Origin of the sequence: Sphingomonas sp., from assembly GCF_026460985.1 — a bacterium.
Lineage (GTDB): Bacteria > Pseudomonadota > Alphaproteobacteria > Sphingomonadales > Sphingomonadaceae > Sphingomonas.
On sequence record NZ_JAPKNM010000012.1, the window covers coordinates 1 to 18417 of the forward strand.

General features: G+C 68.3%; 17 protein-coding genes. 7 read left to right on the plus strand and 10 right to left on the minus strand.

The genetic code is table 11. The features are described 5' to 3' along the window. Window positions 1–169 precede the first annotated feature (169 nt). Window positions 170–1951, plus strand: coding sequence for an ABC transporter transmembrane domain-containing protein (locus MT490_RS02730; protein WP_297384047.1), 1782 nt, complete (start codon window positions 170–172; stop codon window positions 1949–1951). A gap of 71 nt (window positions 1952–2022) precedes the next feature. Beyond that, entirely contained in the window at window positions 2023–3186 is a 1164-nt protein-coding gene (locus MT490_RS02735; protein ID WP_297384049.1) for a saccharopine dehydrogenase NADP-binding domain-containing protein, read from the plus strand. A 231-nt stretch (window positions 3187–3417) separates the two neighbouring features. On the opposite strand, the gene MT490_RS02740 is transcribed toward MT490_RS02735, so the two are convergent. Next, a complete protein-coding gene (locus tag MT490_RS02740; RefSeq protein WP_297384051.1) occupies window positions 3418–5799 on the minus strand; it encodes an RNB domain-containing ribonuclease in 2382 nt (793 codons plus the stop codon). A gap of 132 nt (window positions 5800–5931) precedes the next feature. On the opposite strand from MT490_RS02740, the gene glpD reads away from it, so the two are divergent. Together glpD and MT490_RS02750 are read left to right on the plus strand one after the other, a co-directional pair. Continuing rightward, on the plus strand, window positions 5932–7389 hold the full coding sequence (gene glpD / locus MT490_RS02745) for a glycerol-3-phosphate dehydrogenase (protein ID WP_297384053.1): 1458 nt from the start codon (window positions 5932–5934) through the stop codon (window positions 7387–7389). Window positions 7390–7439: 50 nt separating this feature from the next. Continuing rightward, window positions 7440–7772: a PilZ domain-containing protein gene (locus MT490_RS02750; protein ID WP_297384055.1), complete on the plus strand. Its 333-nt coding sequence runs from the start codon at window positions 7440–7442 to the stop codon at window positions 7770–7772. A 7-nt stretch (window positions 7773–7779) separates the two neighbouring features. Here MT490_RS02750 and MT490_RS02755 read toward each other — a convergent pair whose 3' ends face one another. The 5 genes from MT490_RS02755 to proS form a co-directional block, all read right to left on the minus strand. After that, window positions 7780–8154, minus strand: coding sequence for a hypothetical protein (locus tag MT490_RS02755; RefSeq protein WP_297384057.1), 375 nt, complete (start codon window positions 8152–8154; stop codon window positions 7780–7782). Between the two features lie 3 nt (window positions 8155–8157). Next, window positions 8158–8508, minus strand: coding sequence for a DUF6152 family protein (locus MT490_RS02760; RefSeq protein ID WP_297384058.1), 351 nt, complete (start codon window positions 8506–8508; stop codon window positions 8158–8160). A gap of 46 nt (window positions 8509–8554) precedes the next feature. Next, window positions 8555–9577, minus strand: coding sequence for a pectinesterase family protein (locus MT490_RS02765; protein ID WP_297384059.1), 1023 nt, complete (start codon window positions 9575–9577; stop codon window positions 8555–8557). A gap of 13 nt (window positions 9578–9590) precedes the next feature. Then, complete coding sequence (locus MT490_RS02770; protein ID WP_297384060.1) at window positions 9591–10190, minus strand: TIGR02466 family protein; 600 nt, start codon at window positions 10188–10190, stop codon at window positions 9591–9593. A 101-nt stretch (window positions 10191–10291) separates the two neighbouring features. Then, complete coding sequence (gene proS, locus MT490_RS02775; RefSeq protein ID WP_297384061.1) at window positions 10292–11824, minus strand: proline--tRNA ligase; 1533 nt, start codon at window positions 11822–11824, stop codon at window positions 10292–10294. A gap of 96 nt (window positions 11825–11920) precedes the next feature. On the opposite strand from proS, the gene MT490_RS02780 reads away from it, so the two are divergent. Beyond that, entirely contained in the window at window positions 11921–12715 is a 795-nt protein-coding gene (locus MT490_RS02780; RefSeq protein WP_297384063.1) for a hypothetical protein, read from the plus strand. Window positions 12716–12764: 49 nt separating this feature from the next. Continuing rightward, window positions 12765–13676 carry a DMT family transporter gene (locus tag MT490_RS02785; RefSeq protein ID WP_297384064.1) on the plus strand — a complete coding sequence of 304 codons (912 nt, stop codon included), beginning with the start codon at window positions 12765–12767 and terminating at the stop codon, window positions 13674–13676. Here MT490_RS02785 and MT490_RS02790 read toward each other — a convergent pair. Then, the gene (locus tag MT490_RS02790; protein WP_297384066.1) at window positions 13671–14267 is read right to left on the minus strand and encodes a DUF938 domain-containing protein; all 597 of its coding nucleotides are present in this window, start codon (window positions 14265–14267) and stop codon (window positions 13671–13673) included. The two genes, MT490_RS02785 and MT490_RS02790, sit on opposite strands and share 6 nt — an antisense overlap. A gap of 88 nt (window positions 14268–14355) precedes the next feature. Here MT490_RS02790 and MT490_RS02795 point away from each other — a divergent pair, with 88 nt between their 5' ends. Next, window positions 14356–14832 carry an isoprenylcysteine carboxylmethyltransferase family protein gene (locus MT490_RS02795; protein ID WP_297384068.1) on the plus strand — a complete coding sequence of 159 codons (477 nt, stop codon included), beginning with the start codon at window positions 14356–14358 and terminating at the stop codon, window positions 14830–14832. Here MT490_RS02795 and MT490_RS02800 read toward each other — a convergent pair. The 3 genes from MT490_RS02800 to gcvPA form a co-directional block, all read right to left on the minus strand. Further along, window positions 14829–15221 carry a hypothetical protein gene (locus MT490_RS02800; protein WP_297384070.1) on the minus strand — a complete coding sequence of 131 codons (393 nt, stop codon included), beginning with the start codon at window positions 15219–15221 and terminating at the stop codon, window positions 14829–14831. The two genes, MT490_RS02795 and MT490_RS02800, sit on opposite strands and share 4 nt — an antisense overlap. Before the next feature lie 25 nt (window positions 15222–15246). Beyond that, the gene (gene gcvPB / locus MT490_RS02805) at window positions 15247–16818 is read right to left on the minus strand and encodes an aminomethyl-transferring glycine dehydrogenase subunit GcvPB (protein ID WP_297384072.1); all 1572 of its coding nucleotides are present in this window, start codon (window positions 16816–16818) and stop codon (window positions 15247–15249) included. Between the two features lie 136 nt (window positions 16819–16954). Continuing rightward, on the minus strand, window positions 16955–18313 hold the full coding sequence (gene gcvPA, locus MT490_RS02810) for an aminomethyl-transferring glycine dehydrogenase subunit GcvPA (RefSeq protein ID WP_297384074.1): 1359 nt from the start codon (window positions 18311–18313) through the stop codon (window positions 16955–16957). Window positions 18314–18417 lie beyond the last annotated feature (104 nt).

Below are 18417 nucleotides of genomic sequence, written 5' to 3' on the forward strand. Positions count from 1 at the left end.
CTTGTGGGAGAAGGAAGGGGCCCGCTCGCGAAGCGAGTGGGAAGGATGAGGGGGACTGAGTCTCACTCCCCCTCACCCTTCCGCCGACTAACGTCGGCTCCCTCCCTCTCCCACAGGGGGAGAGGGAATACAGTTCCCCTCTCCTTTCAATCGCGCTAGTCCGCGCGCCATGGCCGACCCCGTACCTGCGCCCGCTCCGCAATCCCGGCGCAAGCTCAGCAACCTGCTCGTCGTCTGGAGCTTCACCCGCCGCTACCCGCTCCAGCTCGCGGTGGCGACGCTCGCGCTGATCGCCTCGTCGGCGGCGACCCTGTGGATCCCACGCACCTTCAAGCAGATCGTCGACAACGGCTTCGCGGCCGGCGCCGACACCAGCAGGATCGGCGTCTATTTCCAGGGGCTGCTGCTCGTCGTGCTCGTGCTCGCGGTGGCGACCGCGGTGCGCTTCTTCTTCGTCTCCTGGGTCGGCGAGCGCACCGTCGCCGACATCCGCATGGCGGTGCACCGCAACCTGCTCCGCCTGCCGCCCAAATGGTTCGAGGAGAACCGCCCGTCGGAGATCGCCTCGCGGCTCACCTCGGACACCGCGATCGTCGAGATGGTCGTCGGCAACACCGTCTCGACCGCGCTCCGCAACCTGCTCACCGGCGTGGGCGGGATCATCTATCTGTTCACGCTCGCCCCCAAGATCGCCGGCTTCCTGCTCGTCGGCATTCCGGTGATCGTGCTGCCGATCGTCTGGCTCGGCGGCCGCGTCCGCAGCCTCTCGCGCTCGAGCCAGGACCGCGTCGCCGATATCGGCACGATCGCCTCCGAGACGCTCGGCGCGATGCGCATCGTCCAGGCCTTCGGGCAAGAGAAGCGCGAGGCCGAGCGTTTCGAAGGCGCGGTGTCGCGCAGCTTCGCCGCCGCGCAGCGCCGCTTCGGGCTGCGCGCGGTGATGACCGCGGCGGTGATCGGGCTGCTCTTCACGGCGATCACGCTGATCATGTGGGACGCGGTGTACGGGGTTGCCGAGGGCCGCATCTCGGGCGGCTCGATAACCGCCTTCGTGATCACCGCGGGCCTGGTCACCGGATCGTTCGGCGCGCTGACCGAAGTCTATGGCGAGCTGCTGCGCGGCTCGGGCGCCGCCAGCCGCCTCGCCGAACTGCTGCACGAAGAGCCCGACATCGCACCGCCCGCAAACCCGGTGCCGCTCCCCCAGCCGCCGCAGGGCGCGGTCGCGTTCGAGCATGTCACCTTCCGCTATCCGACGCGGCCCGAGGTCTCGGCGCTCGCCGATTTCTCTCTCGACGTGCGTCCCGGCGAGACCGTCGCGGTGGTCGGCCCCTCGGGCGCGGGCAAGTCGACGCTGTTCCAGCTGCTCCAGCGCTTCTACGATCCCGAAACCGGCATTGTCCGGGTCGATGGCGTCGACGTGCGCAAGGCCGATCCCGCCGATATCCGCGGCCGGATGGCGATCGTGCCGCAGGATACGGTGATCTTCGGCGCCTCCGCGCGCGACAATCTCCGCTACGGTGCCTGGGACGCCGGCGACGATGCGATCTGGGCGGCGGCGCAGGCGGCCAATGCCGCCGATTTCCTGCGCGAGCTGCCCCAGGGCCTCGATACCTTCCTCGGCGAAGCCGGCGCGCGCCTCTCGGGCGGCCAGCGCCAGCGGATCGCGATCGCCCGCGCGCTGCTGCGCGACGCGCCGATCCTGCTGCTCGACGAAGCCACCTCCGCGCTCGACGCCGAGAGCGAGCGCCTCGTCCAGGACGCGCTCGAGCGGCTGATGGCGAACCGCACCACGCTCGTGATCGCGCACCGCCTCGCCACCGTGCGCGCCGCCGACCGCATCATCGTGATGGACGAGGGCCGCATCGTCGAGACCGGCAACCATGCCGAGCTGGTCGCCGCGAACGGTCTCTATGCGCGGCTCGCGGCGCTGCAATTCCAGGAGGCCTGAGCTACCAATTTCTCTCGCCACGTTCTAAGGATTAGAAAACCCGGTATGGACCGGACAGGCAGGAGAGAGAAATGGCCGATCGCGAATTCGACATCATCGTCTATGGCGCCACCGGCTTCACCGGCCGGCTCGTCGCCGAATATCTCGCGGCCAATTATGCGGACGTGAAATGGGCGATGGCCGGCCGATCGCTGACCAAGCTCGAGGAAGTGCGCGACGAGATCGGCGCGCCGGCAGGCACGCCGCTGCTCACCGCCAATGCCGACGATCCCGCGAGCCTGAAAGCGATGGTCGAGCGCGCGACGGTGGTGATCACCACGGTCGGCCCGTACCAGCTCTATGGCGAGCCGCTCCTCGCGGCCTGCGCCGCGGCGGGCACCGCTTATGTCGACCTGTGCGGCGAGCCCGCCTGGATGCGCCAGATGATCGACAAATACGAGGGCACCGCCAAGGCCAGCGGCGCGCGCATCGTCTTCTCGTGCGGCTTCGATTCGATCCCGTTCGATCTTGGGGTCTGGGCCGTCCAGCAGGAGGCGAAGAAGCGGTTCGGCAAGCCCGCGCCGCGCGTGAAGGGGCGCATCCGCGCGATGAAGGGCACCTTCTCGGGCGGTACCTTCGCCAGCGGCAAGGCGACGATGGCCGCGGCGGCGAAGGATCCGTCGATCCTCAAGCTGATGATCGATCCCTTCGCGCTGGCGCCCGGCTTCGACGGGCCGCACCAGCCGAACGGCATGGTCCCGCATTTTGACGAAGCGGTCGAGGCCTGGGTCGCGCCGTTCATGATGGCGGTGATCAACACCAAGAACGTCCACCGCACCAACTTCCTGGCCGGCCAGCCCTATGGCGCCGATTTCCAATATGACGAGATGATGATCGCCCCCGGCCTGGGCGACATCGGAAAGGCCGCCGCCGAGGCGATCGCCAAGATGAATCCGATGAATTCGGACAAGGGCCCCGCCCCCGGCGAGGGGCCGAGCAAGGAGGAACGCGAGACCGGCTTCTACGAGATCGCCTTCGTCGCCGAGATGCCGGACGGCGAACGGGTCACCGCGGTCGTCAAGGGCGACAAGGATCCCGGCTATGGCTCGACCAGCAAGATGATCGCCGAAAGTGCGCTCTGCCTGCTCCGCGACGTGCAGGGAGCGGGCGGCATCTGGACCGCGGGCGCGCTGATGCCCGACGCGCTGGAGAAGCGGCTCGAGGCGCATGCCGGGATCAGCTTCGCGATCGAGTGACAAGGTTGTTACCCAATTCCCCCTCCCTCCCAGGGAGGGGCTAGGGTGAATCGACATTCAGTCTGAAGGCTCCCCTCCCTGCTTGCAGGGAGGGGCAGGGGGTGGGTGCGCGCGTCTGCGCGCCTAAAAGACTCGCCAATCGTGCAGCAGAAGGCACCCCTAACCCCTCCCTTGAAGGGAGGGGGAATTTGAATGTCGATACGGCCCAAGGGTGGGTTGGCGCTCAATCGCCTATCTTTTGCGCCCCTGGTGCCGGATATTGGCCGGGCGCCCGCGGCGCTTGATCTCGCGCCTCGGGCCGCGTGGCCCCCTGCGGTCCTCGCGCTCGCCGCCGCTCGCCGAGCCCTTGCCGTCGGGCAGCTCGTAGCGCAGCGCCCCCGAGACCGGATTGGCCTCGACCAGCCGGAGCGGCAGCCGCTGGCCGAGCGCGAAGCTCGTCCCCGTCTCCTCACCGATCAGCTGCTGGCTCGCCTCATCGTAGCGGAAATATTCGGTGCCGAGGTCGCGCACCGGCACCAGCCCGTCGCCGCCGATCCCCTCGATCGTCGCGAAGAAGCCGAAATTCTGCACGCCGGTGATCCGCGCCTCCATCACCTCGCCGACATGGTTGGCGAGATAGGCGGCGACATAGCGGTCGATCGTCTCGCGCTCGGCCTCCATCGCGCGGCGCTCGAGCTGGCTGATGCTCTCGCCGATCCGGTCCATCGAACCGGCTTCCTCGTGCGTGAGTCCGCCGGGCCCGAGCTTGTACGCCTCGACCAGCGAGCGATGGACGATCAGGTCGGCATAGCGGCGGATCGGCGAGGTGAAGTGCGCGTAGGAGCCGAGCGACAGCCCGAAATGCCCGGCATTTTCGGGACCATAATAGGCCTGGGTCTGGGTGCGCAGCACCTGCTGCATCACTTCGTCGCGGAAATCGGCCTCGCCCACCCGCTCGAGGATGCGGTTGAAGGTCGCGGGCTTGATCACCTGCCCCAGTGCGAACTCGAGGTCGAAGGTCTTGAGATATTCCTTGAGCGCGACGAGCTTCTCGCGCGCCGGCGGCTCATGGTCGCGGTACATGACCGGCGCCTTCTTGCCTTCCAGCGCCTTGGCCGCGGCGACGTTGGCCGCGATCATGTAATCCTCGATCAGCTTGTGCGCGTCGAGCCGCTCGCGCGCGGCGACCGAGAGGATGCGTCCCATCTCGTCGAGCACGATCCGCCGCTCGGGCAAGTCGAGGTCGAGCGGCTCGCGCTTCGCCCGCGCCTTGCCGAGCGCGCGCCAGCAGTCCCAGAGGGGAACGAGAATTTCTCTAAGCCCCTCCCCTTCAGGAGCGTCGGGTGAACCGCGCCCCGCGCGGTTCAGGTCAGGCTGGGAGCCTGACCGACCCGACGCTGGGTTGGGGTGGGGCCTATCCGCAGGCGATGCAGCTTGAGGCACTGCCCCACCCCCAACCCCTCCCCTGAAGGGGAGGGGCTTTTGATCGATGAGCGCCTGCGCGTCCTCATAGGCGATGTTCGCGGCGATGCTCACCACCGCGCGGCTGAAGCGCCAGCTCTTCAATTCGCCATGCTTGCCGACCTGGAGATGGCACGCCAGCGCCGCACGGTCCTCGCCCTGCTTGAGCGAGCAGACCTCGGCCGAAAGAATCTCGGGCAGCATCGGCACGACGCGATCGGGGAGATAGACCGAATTGCCGCGCTTGCGCGCCTCGCGGTCGAGCTGCGAGCCCGGGCGGACATAGAAGCTGACATCGGCAATCGCGACCACGGCCTTCCAACCGCCTTCGTTCTTCGGATCGTCGTCGGGCGCCGCCCAGACCGCATCGTCATGGTCGCGCGCGTCCGCCGGATCGATCGCCACGATCGGCAGGTGGCGCAGGTCTTCCCGATCGCCAAGCGGCTGCTTCGACACCCGCTCGGCCTCGGTCAGCAGCTCGTCCGAGAAGACGTTGGGAATGCCGTGGCGGTGGATCGCGATCAGCGAGAAGCTGCGCGGGGCAAAGGGATCGCCCAGCCGCTCGGTCACATGCGCGAAGATGCGCGGCGGCTTGCCTGCCTTGTTGGCTAGCACGAGATCGCCCGGCTCGGCGCCGCCCCGCTCCGAGATCGGATAGCTGTGCCGGTCCTTCTTCTCGACGCCCTGGAGGTAGAGCCGCCCGCCCTCCTCGTGCACGACGCCGAGCACCTGCTCCTCGCCGCGCGCAAGCTTCTTCATCGGGTGCGCGATCCAGCCGCTGCCCACCTCTTCGGTGCGCGCGAGGATGCGGTCACCGATGCCGAGCGCACCGCGCTTGCCGCGCTCACGGACGCGCAGGCGGGGCACGGGAATGCCCTCGGCCTCCCAGCGCTCAGGTACGGCCCAGACGGTGTCGCCGTCGCTGTCGGTCACCCGCAGCACGGTCACTTTCGGAACCCCGCCCATCTTGTGGAAGGCGCGGCCGGGGGCGCTGTCGATCAGCCCTTCGTCGGCCATGTCCTTGAGCAGCGCCTTGAGCGCGATCTTGTCCTGCGCCGAAAGCCCGAAGGCCCGGGCGATCTCGCGCTTGCCGGCGGGGGTATCGGATGTCGAAATGAAATCGAGGATCTGCTCCCTGGTCGGGAGCCCTGCTTTTGTTTTGGTTCTTGCCATTGGCCATCAATGTAGGTGCTCGGCACCCTTTCGTCATCCCCGTGTAGGCGGGGATCCAGAATCACAGGCGCCTCAGCTTCTGGCTCTGGATCCCCGCTTTCGCGGGGATGACGGGTGAGGTAGCGTGACGCGGTGCCCTACGACCTTTTGATCATCGGCGGCGGTATCAATGGCTGCGCGATCGCCCGCGAGGCATCCCTCGCCGGCTTGAAGGTGCTGCTCGTCGAGAAGGACGATCTCGCCGGCCATACCTCCTCGGCGTCGACCAAGCTGATCCATGGCGGGCTGCGCTATCTCGAAAGATACCAGTTCCGGCTGGTCCGCGAAGGGCTGCACGAGCGCGAACGCCTCCTTTCCGCCGCGCCGCACCTGATCCGCCCGATGACCTTCGTCCTGCCGCACGCGCATTCGATCCGGCCCTGGTGGATGGTTCGCGCCGGGCTCTGGCTCTACGACCTGCTCGCGGACAGATCCTCGCTGCCGCGCTCGCGCAGCCTCCGGTCCGGCGACGCGGCATTCACGGCCCCGCTTGCCGGCGAGCATCGCGGCTTCGTCTATTCGGACGCCTGGGTCGACGATTCGCGCTTCACGCTCGCCAATGCGTTCGATGCCGCCGCGCACGGCACGGAGATCGCGACCCGTACCGAGCTCCTCTCCGCGAAAAGGGTCGGCGACCTGTGGCGGGCGGAGCTCTCCGGCGGACGCACCGTGGAGGCGCGCGGGCTGGTCAACGCCGCCGGCCCATGGGTGCGAACGATTATCAACAGCCTCTCTGTTGCGACTCGCTCGCAGGTTCGCCTGGTCAAGGGCAGTCATATCGTCGTGCCCCGGCTGTTCGAGGGCGATCACGCCTATATCCTCCAGCAACCCGACCGCCGCATCGTCTTCGCCATCCCCTATGAGGGCGCCTTCACCGAGATCGGTACCACCGACGTGCCCGTCGAGCGCCCGGAGGACGCGGGCTGCTCGCCAGAGGAAGCCCAGTATCTCTGCGACGCGGTGAACCGATATTTCACCCGCCAAATCTCCCCCGGCGATATCGTCTGGGACTGGTCCGGCGTGCGGCCGCTCCACGACGACGGCGCCGCCCAGGCGCAGGCGGTCACGCGCGACTATGTCCTCGAACTCGACGGCGGGGGCCCGCCTCTGCTGTCAGTCTTCGGCGGCAAGATCACCACGGCGCGCGCGCTCGCCGAGGAAGCGATGGAGAAGATCGGCCCATTGCTCGGCATCGAGCCCCGCTGCCGCACCCGCGCGCGGTGCTTCCCCGGCGGGATGATCTCCGATTTCGACCTTCATGTCGCGCATGTCCGCGAACGCTGGCCCTTCCTGGGCGAGGAGCGCGCGCGGCGCATGGCGCATGCCTATGGCGCGCTGCTCAGCGAGATGCTCGGCGACGTGCACGACGAGGCCGGGCTGGGCGAGCTGTTCGGCGCGGGGCTCAGCGAAACCGAGGCGCGCTGGATGCACGATCGCGAATGGGCGCGCACGCCCGACGACGTGCTCTTCCGCCGTTCGAAGCTCGGCCTGCACATGACCGCGCCCGAGCGGCACGTGTTCACCCGCTGGTGGACTGCAACATTCGCTTAACCAGATGTTGATAACTGCCACCCTAGCGTTCCCGCGGGGGCAGGAAACAGATGGCAACCAGGCTTTCGCAATATCGGACAGTCGGGCCTGCGCTCGTCGAGCATCGCAGCGAGCCGCGCCATCGCATCCTGGTCAGCCGCGCCACGGTCCGCAAGCAGGGCGACGCGCCGATCGAGGCGACCTTGCGCGATCTCTCGGTCTATGGCTGCCGCCTCGCCTGCGCGAGCGAGCACCCCGAAGGCGAGCGCCTGTGGCTGCGCCTCCAGAACAGCCTGCCCGTGGCTGCCACGGTCGTATGGAACGACGGCGATCATATCGGCTGCCGCTTCGACGCGCCGATCGAGCGCAGCCTGATGCGCGCGCTGACATTGGTGATCTGCTGAACCCGCTTCAGCTATAGGCGATCAGCCGTCCCAGCGTTCCCACGCCCAGCCACATCGCCAGCGACGCCAGCGCGCTGGTTCGTCCGATCAGCGGCGGCACTTCGCCCCCCGCCTCCACCCGCCGCTGCCACACCAGCCGGAACAGCAGCGCGAGCCCGCAGAGCGCAACCGGCGTGAGCGCTCGCGACAGCGCGCCGGCGGGCAGGCTCCGCCATAGTCCCGCGAGGCGCAGGTCGACCACGCCGATCCCGCCGACCAGCATCACCAGCCCCAGCAGATGCACGCTGTTGACGAAGGGATAGGCCCAACTGCCGCTGCGCCCCCAAGGGCCCACGCCCGCGGCTTCGAGCCAATGGGCGAAGGCGAGGAGCGCCGCCTCCACGCCTCAGCGCAGCTCGACCGTCTTGTCGCCCACCTTGATGCGCTCGATGCGCATCTCGGCGGTGCCGTCCTTGCGGGCATAGCCGGTCAGGGTCACCTTCTGGCCCTTGTCTATCATCGCGGCGGTCAGTCCCCGCGCTTCCATCCGGGCGACGGGGGCGAGCACGACATGCCATTGCTTGCCCTGCCATTGCGTCGAGGCGCTCCCGTGCGGATTGGACCAGGCGACATTCTGCAGCGCGCCGGTAACGGTCAGCGGCTTGGTCTCGTCGTACGAGCTCCAGCCATGATGCGCGAGCGCCGCCGCGGGAACCGAAACCGCCAGCGCTGCGGCGAACAGGGTGATGCGAGCCATCGCTTCCTCCATGCGCCCCGTTCGGAGGCTAGCGCAATGCGGTCGGCTATGCACCCCCGTCCCAGTCGCCGAGCACGTTGGCGCGAGTGAAACGCGCGGCATCCGCCGAGCTGAGGAAGCGTCGGGTAGCCGAGGCGGGTCCCGCGCCGGGCCCGCGGCTGGCATGCTCGAACAGCCGCGCCTCCTGGGGCGTCAGCCGGCGCTGTTCGCCTTCGGGGCCCTTATAGCCCATCCAGGTCCAGCCCTCGCACTTGATATGCGCGTCCATCCAGCAGTTCAGGAACACCGATTGCCCGGTCAGCGCCATGTTGCCGCCCGCGCGCCACGGCCGCCCGAGCCAGGTCGAGCGCGCGGGCACGCCGGACTCGCGGGTCAGGCGGCAGTTCGAAAAGACGAGCCCGAAAGGCTGCGCCAGCGGGGTGCTCGGCGCGGTGAGGAAGCCGAACTCGGTGGCGCCCGGCACGTAGCGGGTGACGATCTCGCAGCGCTCGAACCACGCCGCCGCGCCGCCGAAGATGAAGTCGACGCCGCCGACGATCCGGCAATCGGCGATCCGCGAGCGCCCCTGCACGTAGAGCGTGTCCTGATAGCCTTCGAGCCAGCAGCGCTCGACCAGCGTCCGGTCCGCCTCGCGCCCGATCACCAATGCCACCGCCTGCGCGCCGTTGCCGGCATTGTCGCGCTTGGCGCCGATATAGTCGAAGCTGTTGCGGATGGTGAGGTTGCGGAGCGTCGTTCCCGGCGCGGATATGGTCAGCGTGCCGGTGCGGCCGGTGCCCCAATTATTGCCGTCGGGATGCTTGAGCCCGGCATAGGTGCCGAAGCTCAGCACCGTGCCGCGCCCGCTGCCGACGATCGTGACGTTGGGCACGCTGATCGTCAGCTTCTCGACCAGCACGCCTTCGCGCACGAGGATCCGGAAGGGCCGCCCGCCCGCCGCGGCGGCCGCTTCGAGCGCCTTGCCGAGCGTTCCGGTGCGGGGGTCGACGATCGCATCCCAGTGTTCCTCAGCCTGCGCGGCGACGGGAAGCGCCAGCGCGCCCGCGAGCACGGTCCGTCGATCGAACATGTCCCCTCCCCCTTCACCAGCGATAGTTGAAGCTCACGCTGATCCTCTTGCCCTTGCCCGATCCTGCCGGAACCTCGTGCCGCAGCCAGCTTTCCCAGAGCAGCACCGTGCCCGGATCGGGCACGACCTCGACGAAGTTCTGAAGATGCTCGGGCGCGTCGGGACGTCGCGGCGGCGCCGCCATCATCATCGCGTGGCGCGGATCCTCGAGCTTGAGCCCGCGCGACCCGGGCGGCAGCGTGATATAGACGGTGCCCGAGACGACGCTGTGCGGATGGATATGCGCGCTGTGCCCGCCCTTGCCGTCGAGCACGTTCGCCCAAAGGCTGTCGAGCTTGAGCTTCTTGCCGCCCAGCTCGAACCCGCAGGCCTGGGCGAACTTCGCGACATGCCTGTCGAGCAGGCGCTTGAGATCGGCGAAGGCCGGATCGCGGATCGGCAGGTCGTCGAGCGAAGCGTAGGAAGTATAGCCCGGATAGCCATGCTCCTTCGCCCATCGCCGCCCGGCCATGTCGTCCTCGGCGAGCTGGAGGCACGAGGCTTCGAGCTCGCCGATCAGCGCGTCGTCGCCGAGCGGCTCTTGGTAGAGCAGGGTCGAGAAAAGCGTGCGCACTGACTTACGCCGTCATCCCGGCGAACGCCGGGATCTCGTGCGGCTCCTGTCCCGCGCCTTCGCCTGAGATCCCGGCTTTCGCCGGGATGACGAGGAGGGCATTAATAGGCACGCGCGACCAGGATCCGCTCGACCGCAGGCGCGCCGGTGAAGATGCAGGCGCCTTCCGCCGCGGCGGCATCGCCGGGCACGTTGCGGAAGGTGAGCTTGAGCGCCTTCAGCCGATCGACCACCTTGTCGAGTTCGGCACCGCTCGGCTTCGACCAGTTGACCTCGACCCAGCCCGGATAGCGATTGCTCTCCGCGAACGCGGCTTCGAGGCCCGCAAAGTCGGTCACGTCGCGGCGGATATTGGCGTCCATCCGCTCGCGCGCCTGCATGTGCAGCGCCAGCTGGATGCTCTCCAGCATCTGCGTCGCCTCGTCGACGAACTGGGCGCGCGCGACCACGGCGCTGTCAAGCTTGCCGTCCTCGCGATAGAGGCGGTCGCGGCGGATCACCGAGACGTTGGCACCCGCCATGTCGCGCCCGCCGACCTCGATCACGATCGGCGCGCCCTTCTTCACCCAGCCCCAGCGCTTGCCCGCCGCCTTGGCGGGGCGCAGGTCGAGCAATGCGCGCACCGGCTCGCCGAACACGCTGAACAGCGCGAGCTCCTGCTGGAGCGTCTTGCAGTAATCGACGAGCGCCTGGTCCTCGGGCTGATCGCGCAGCATCGGCACGATCACGATCTGCCACGGCGCGATCCGCGGCGGCACGCGCAGGCCGTCATCGTCGCCATGCACCATGATCACGCCGCCGATCATCCGGGTCGAGACGCCCCAGCTCGTCGTCTGCGCCAGCTCAAGCTCGCCCTCGGCATTCTGGAAGCGGATGTTCTGCGCACTCGAGAAAGTGGTGCCGAGGAAATGCGAGGTGCCCGCCTGGAGCGCCTTGCCGTCCTGCATCATCGCCTCGATCGAATAGGTCGAGACCGCGCCGGGGAAGCGCTCATTCTCGGGCTTCTCGCCGGCGACCACCGGCATGGCGAGGCAGTCCTCGGCGAACGACCGATAGACTTCGAGCATCTTGAGCGTCTCTTCGCGCGCCTCGGCCTCGCTGGCGTGCGCGGTGTGCCCCTCCTGCCAGAGGAACTCGCTGGTGCGCAGGAACATCCGCGTGCGCATCTCCCAACGCACCACGTTCGCCCATTGGTTGATCAGCACCGGCAGGTCGCGCCACGACTGGATCCAGCGCGAGAAGGCAGTTCCGATCACCGTCTCCGAAGTCGGGCGGACGACCAGGGGCTCCTCGAGCTTCGCCTCGGGATCGGGGACGAGCCTGCCGTCCTTCTGGACGAGCCGGTGGTGCGTGACCACCGCCATCTCCTTGGCGAAGCCGTCGACATGCTCGGCTTCCTTCTCGAAGTAGCTGAGCGGGATGAAAAGCGGGAAATAGCAATTCTCGTGGCCCGTCGCCTTGATACGATCGTCGAGCAGGCGCTGGATGCGTTCCCAGATGCCATAGCCCCACGGCCGGATGACCATGCACCCGCGCACTCCGCTCTCCTCGGCCATATCGGCCTCCGAGATGACGGCTTGATACCAGGCGGCGAAATCGGCTTCGCGCGTGACGTTGAGAGCATGCTTGATCATGGTTCCGGGCGATAGCGCCAATGCCCGGGCGGTCAAGGATGCGCGCTTGCGCCGCCTGTCGCCCGATGATCTAACGCGTGGCCGGGGGGAAAGATCATGGCCGTACGATCGCGCGGGGGAGACCCGGTCTGGGCGGTGGCGCTGGGCATCGCATTGCTGTTGCTGCTGGCCGCAGGTGGCGTTGCCGGGGCAGTGTATTTCGCGAAGACGAGCTTCGCGAACCGCACCTCACCCGAGGCGGTGGATGCGGCGTTCGCCGCCGATACCGATTCAGCGGCACTCGTCCAGGCGATGCAGGAGACCTATCCCGAGGACTATGCGAAGGTTCGCGAGGCGATCTCGCTGAGCGCTCGCCGGGGCGCGTCGCCGCCCGCGCTGCAGGCCCAGACCTTCGCGCTGATGCGCAACGCCGCGCTCGCCCATCTCGACGAGCTCACTCAGGCGCCGCACGCCGAGCTCGCCGCATTCATCGCCGCCGAATCGCGGATGATCGAGGCGCTCGAGGCCGACGACCTGACGCTCTGCGCCCGCTACATCATGCGCGGCTTCGGACCGGGCGAAGTCCTGCCGCCGGACGCGAAGATCGCACTCGCCGAAATGGGCGTCGCCCAATGGCGCGGGGCCGCCGCCGGGCGCGACCGGCCAGCGAAGCGGAAGATAGGCGCCGTGCTGCCCCCGCGCGATGCGGAGGCGCTGGTCGCGGCGATGCGCAGGCAGGGCATGGACGACAGGGATCTGGAGGTCTTCAGCACGCCCCATCTGTGGATGCGCGCCGCGCCCGCGCAGCAATGCTCCGTCGGCAAATGGCTCGTCGCTGCGGTCGGTGCGCTGCCGCCCGAGCAGGCGGACCGCGTCGCCGGCTGGCTGATCCTGCAAAAGCGCCTGAATTAAGGGATATCTCCGCCTTGTGAACACGCGCGGCAACGCCTAGCGCAGGACGATGCCCGCCAGAGACGACCGCATCTTCGCAGGCCTCGCGCTGCGCCTGTTCGCGATTGCCTGTCTGTCGACGATGTCGGCGCTCATCAAGCTCGCCGAGACGCGCGGCGCGACGCTCGTCGAGACGATGTTCCACCGCCAGCTCTGGGCGGTTCCGATCGTCACCGCCTGGATCGTGATGGGCCCGGGCCTCGCGTCGATCCGAACCGCGCGCTTCGGCGCGCATGTGACGCGCACCGCGATCGGCCTCACCGGCATGGTCTTCACCTTCGGCGCGGTGCTGCTTCTGCCGCTCGCCGAGGCGACCACGCTCCAGTTCACCGTGCCGATCTTCGCCACCATCCTCGGCGCCTTGGTGCTGGGCGAGAAGACCGGGTGGCACCGCTGGGGGGCGGTGATCGTCGGCTTCGCGGGCGTGCTAGTCGTCGCGCAGCCGGGCAGCGGCGAGTTCCCGCTCTTCGGCGCGGTCGTCGGACTGCTCGCGGCGCTGTTCGTCGCGATCGTCGCGATCACGCTCCGCCAGATCGGCAAGACCGAGAGCTCGGGCACCACCGTCTTCTGGTTCTCGGTGCTGTCGCTGCCGCCGCTGGGCGTGGTCTACGTCTTTCAACTCCAGTCGCATGACTGGCTGACCTGGGCGAACCTCGTCGCGATCGGGCTGGTCGGCGGCGTCGCCCAGCTCGCGCTCACCGCCTCGGTTCGCTTCGCGCCGGTCTCGACCGTCATCCCGATGGACTATTCGAGCCTGATCTGGGGGACCTTCTACGGCTGGCTGATCTTCAGCGCCTGGCCGACGCCCTGGACGTGGCTCGGCGCGCCGATCATCATCGCCAGCGGCCTCTACATCGTCTGGCGCGAGCGCGTTCTGCACCTGCAGCAGACCGAAGGCGCGAGCGACGCGCCGGCATCATGAGCCGCGGCGGAACACCAGGCTGAGATTGCTCGCGGGCATCGCGACGATCCGGTCGAGCGTCAGCCCCCGCGCAACCGCCGCGGCCGACACGTCCTCGACATGGCGCAGACCCCAGGCGGGGTTGCGCGTCTTGAGCGACATGTCGAACGCCTCGTTCGATTCGGCGGTCGGCACGCCGCGCTGGCGATAGGGCCCATAGAGGAACAGCGGCGCGTCCGGCGCGAGCAGCCGCCCTGCCCCCGCCATCAGACCCAGGGTCGCTTCCCAGGGACTGATATGCACCATGTTGATGCACAGGATCGCATCGGCGGCACCAATCGGCCACGTCTCCTCCGCCGCGTCGAGCGTGAGCGGCGGCAGTACGTTGGGCAGGTCCGCGCACCAGTCGGCAATCGAGGCCAGCGCGTCCGCGTCGGGATCGCTCGGCTGCCATTGCAGCGCGGGGAAGCGTTCGGCGAAAAACGCGCAATGCTCACCGCTCCCGCTCGCCACCTCGAGCGCCAGCCCGCTGGCCGGAAGCTCGTCGGCGAGCACGGCAGCGATCGGCTCGCGGTTGCGCAGGGTCGCGGGGGCGTGGCGGCGTTGGGACATGCCCGCATCTTCACGTCCCAGACCCGGATGGCAAGCCGGCCATTGCGGCCGCCGCCGAACGGGTTCATCAGGCGGCCGGGAGGAACGGATGGACACGGATCAGGACAGCGCGCGCGTGAAGTTCCCGCCGCCCTTGGTGTTCCTCGGAACGCTGCTGGCCGGGCTGGCGCTCGGCCGCCTGCTCGGCAATCTGCGCGTGCCGATCCTCACCTACGACCTGCAGAATCTGCTCGGCTGGCTCGGCATCGTGCTCGGCGCCGGGACGCTCCTGTCGGCAAACGGACTCTTCCGCCAGCGCGGCACGCATGCCCGGCCCTGGAAATCCTCCACCAGCCTCGTCACCGAGGGCGTCTATCGCTGGACGCGCAACCCGATGTATCTCGGCATGGCGCTGATCTATGCCGGCATCGCGCTGGTGGTCGACAGCCTCGTCGCGTTGCTGCTGCTGATCCCGCTGGTCTTCGTGATCGAGCGCGAAGTGATCGCGCGCGAGGAAGCCTATCTCGAAGCCAAGTTCGGCGAACGCTACCGCTCGTACAAGGATAGCGTCCGCCGCTGGATCTAGCCGGACTTGGCGCCCTTGCGCGCCGGGTAGCGGCTCTCGTTGCCCCCCAGCATGAAGGCCGCGGCGAGCTTGGCCCGCGCAGCCTCGGCCGCAGCCGTCTTCGCGGCCTTCTCGGCAGCAACCTTGTTCGCCGCCTCGCGCTCGGCGGCGACGCGCGCCGCCTCGGCATCGGCCTTGGCCTTCTCGACCGCCGCCTTCTCGGCTTCGATCGCCGCCCGCTTCGCCGCGCGCTCGTCTTCCTCGGCCTGTTCGCGGGCCAGACGCGCAGCCTTGCGCTCGGCCAGTTCGGCCTCGCTCAGCTTGGGCTTGGCCTTGAGCAGTTCGAGGGCCTTCTTCTTGGCGTCGGCCGAGCGACCGGCGCGGTCACGGAAAGTATCGTTGTAACTCATTCTCTATTCAAAACTCCTGCGCGGCTTACTCGGCCGCTTCCGCCCGTTGGGGCTCCTTGTACACCAGCACCGGCTTGCGCGCGGCGAGCGTCTCGTCGAGTCGCCGACGCGGCGCGAAATGCGGCGCGGACTTCATCGCGAGGTCGCCGCCCTTAGCCCGTTCGGCCACGGAACGGAAGGCACCGATAAACTGGTCCAGCGTAGCTTTGCTTTCCGTCTCGGTCGGCTCGACCAGCATCGCCCCGTGGACGACCAGCGGGAAATAGACCGTCATCGGGTGGAAGCCCTCGTCGATCAGCCCCTTGGCCACGTCGATCGTCGAGAAACCCTCCGGCAGCCCCTTATCGCTGAAGATAGCCTCGTGCATGCAGGGACCCGACTTCGCGAAGGGCGCGTCGAGCACGTCCTCCATCGAGCGCAGGATGTAATTGGCGTTGAGCACCGAATCCTCGGCGACCTGGCGCAGCCCGTCGGCACCGTGGCTGAGGATATAGGTCAGCGCCCGGGTGAACATGCCCATCTGGCCGTGGAACGCGACCATCCGGCCGAAGCTCGACGCGTGGTGCTCGCCCGCGGTCTCTTCCTCGACGAGGTGGAAATGATCGCCATTCTTCTCGACGAAAGGCAGCGGCGCATAGGGCGTGAGCGCTTCGGAGAACACCACCGGCCCCGAGCCCGGCCCGCCGCCGCCGTGCGGGGTCGAGAAGGTCTTGTGCAGGTTGATGTGCATCGCGTCGATGCCGAGATCGCCCGGACGCACGCGGCCGACGATCGCGTTGAAGTTGGCGCCGTCGCAATAGACATAGCCGCCCGCCGCGTGGACCGCGTCCGAGATCGCCTTCATGTCGGGCTCGAACAGGCCGCAGGTGTTCGGGTTGGTGATCATCACGCCCGCCACGTCCGGCCCCAGCCGCGTCTTGAGCGCTTCCAGGTTCACCCGGCCCGCTTCGGTGGCGGGAATGTCCTCGACGGTGAAGCCCGCGAAGGCCGCGGTCGCCGGGTTGGTCCCGTGGGCGCTCTCGGGGACCAGTAGGACCTTGCGCGCCTGCTCGCCCTTGGCGTCGAGCGCGGCGCGGATCGCCAGCACGCCGCAGAGCTCGCCATGCGCGCCGGCCTTGGGGCTCATCGCCACCGAATGCATGCCGGTGAGCGCCACCAGCCAGTGCGCGAGTTGGTGGATCACTTCGAACGCGCCCTGGCAGGCGTCGACCGGCGTCAGCGGGTGGAGGTCGGCGAAGCCGGGGAGCCGCGCCATCCGCTCGTTCAAGCGCGGATTGTGCTTCATCGTGCACGAGCCGAGCGGGAACAGGCCGAGGTCGATCGCGTAGTTCTGGCGGCTGAGGCGGGTGTAATGCCGCACTGCCTCGGGCTCGGACAGGCCGGGAAGCCCGATCGTCTTCGAACGATCGAGACCGGCGAGGCGCGACTTGCCCGAAGGCGCCTCGGCGAAATCGACCCCGGTGGTCTCGGTCGATCCGATCTCGAAGATCAGCGGCTCCTCGAGCATCAGCGCGCGGTTGCCGGTGAAAGTCTGGCCCGAAGTCTCGCCCGCCTGCGGGGTCGTGGGGCGCCAACCGCTCTGGTTGATCGTGCTCATGCCAGCACCTCGTTGTTACGGACGAACCCAACCCCGTTCGGGCTGAGCTTGTCGAAGCCTCGTCCTTCACTTCGGACGACGGCAAGAAAGAAGAACGGCCCTTCGACAAGCTCAGGGCGAACGGGGGAGAGAGAGGTCACGCGAGTACCTCCTCGAGCGCGGAGGCAAGCGTCTCGACGTCCTCCTCGGTAGTGGTTTCGGTGACCGCGACGACCAAGCCGTTCGCGAGCTCGGCGGCATCGGGATAGAGCCGGCCGAGCGACACGCCGGCGAGGATGCCCTTGTCCGCGAGTGCGCGGACGACCGGGCGGGCTTCCTTCGAGAGCTTCAGCGTGAACTCGTTGAAGAAGCGGTCGGTGACCAGTTCGACGCCGGTGACTTCGGCCAGCCGGTCGGCGGCGGCGCTCGCCGCGACATGGTTGATCTCGGCGAGGCGGCGGAGACCCGCTTCGCCCAGCAACGTCATGTGCGCCGACATCGCAAGCGCGCAGAGCACCGAGCTGGTGCAGATGTTCGAGGTCGCCTTTTCGCGGCGGATATGTTGCTCGCGGGTCGACAGCGTCAGCACGAAGCCGCGCTTGCCTTCGGCGTCGACGGTCTCGCCGCAGAGCCGGCCCGGCATCTGGCGGACCAGCTTCTCCGAACAGGCGAACAGCCCCACGTACGGCCCGCCGAACTGGAGACCCACACCGATCGACTGGCCCTCGCCGACGACGATATCCGCACCCATCTCGCCCGGCGACCGAATCGCCCCCAACGCCACCGGCTCGGTGACCACCGCGACGAGCAGCGCCTTCTTCGCATGGCACGCCTCGGCGAGCGCGCTCATGTCCTCGATCCGGCCGAGAATGTCGGGATATTGGACCACGACGCACGAGGTGTCGTCATCGATCTGGTTGATCAGGTCGAGCGTGTCGGGTTCGGGCGACAGCGTCGGCACCGAGGTGATCAGTTGGTCGCCGGTGAACTTCGCCATCGTCTGCGCGACCGACACGTAATGCGGGTGCAGTCCACCCGAGAGGATCGCCTTGCCGCGCTTGGTCACGCGCCGCGCCATCGTGATCGCTTCCCAGCACGCGGTCGAGCCGTCGTACATCGAGGCGTTGGCGACGTCGCAGCCGAGCAGTCGCGCGACCTGGGTCTGGAACTCGAACATCACCTGCAGCGTGCCCTGCGCGATCTCCGGCTGGTACGGCGTATAGGCCGTCAGGAACTCGCCGCGCTGGATCAGGTGATCGACACTCGCCGGCACATGATGCCGATACGCCCCCGCGCCGAGGAAGAAGGGAACGTCGCCCGCGGCGAGGTTCTTCCGCGCCAGCGCGGTCATATGCCGCTCGACCGCGAGTTCGCTGGCATGGAGCGGCAGGCCATGGATCGGACCATCGAGCTGCGCCGCGGCGGGCACGTCGACGAACAGGTCGTCGACCGACTTGGCACCGATCGTGGCGAGCATCGCCGTCCGGTCGGTCTGGGTAAGGGGCAGGTAGCGCAATTTACATCTCCAAGCCCCTCCCCTTCAGGGGAGGGGTAGGGGGTGGGGGACGTCTCACCGAGACCGAAGCTCGCGGACAGGCCCCCCCCCAACCCCACCCCAGA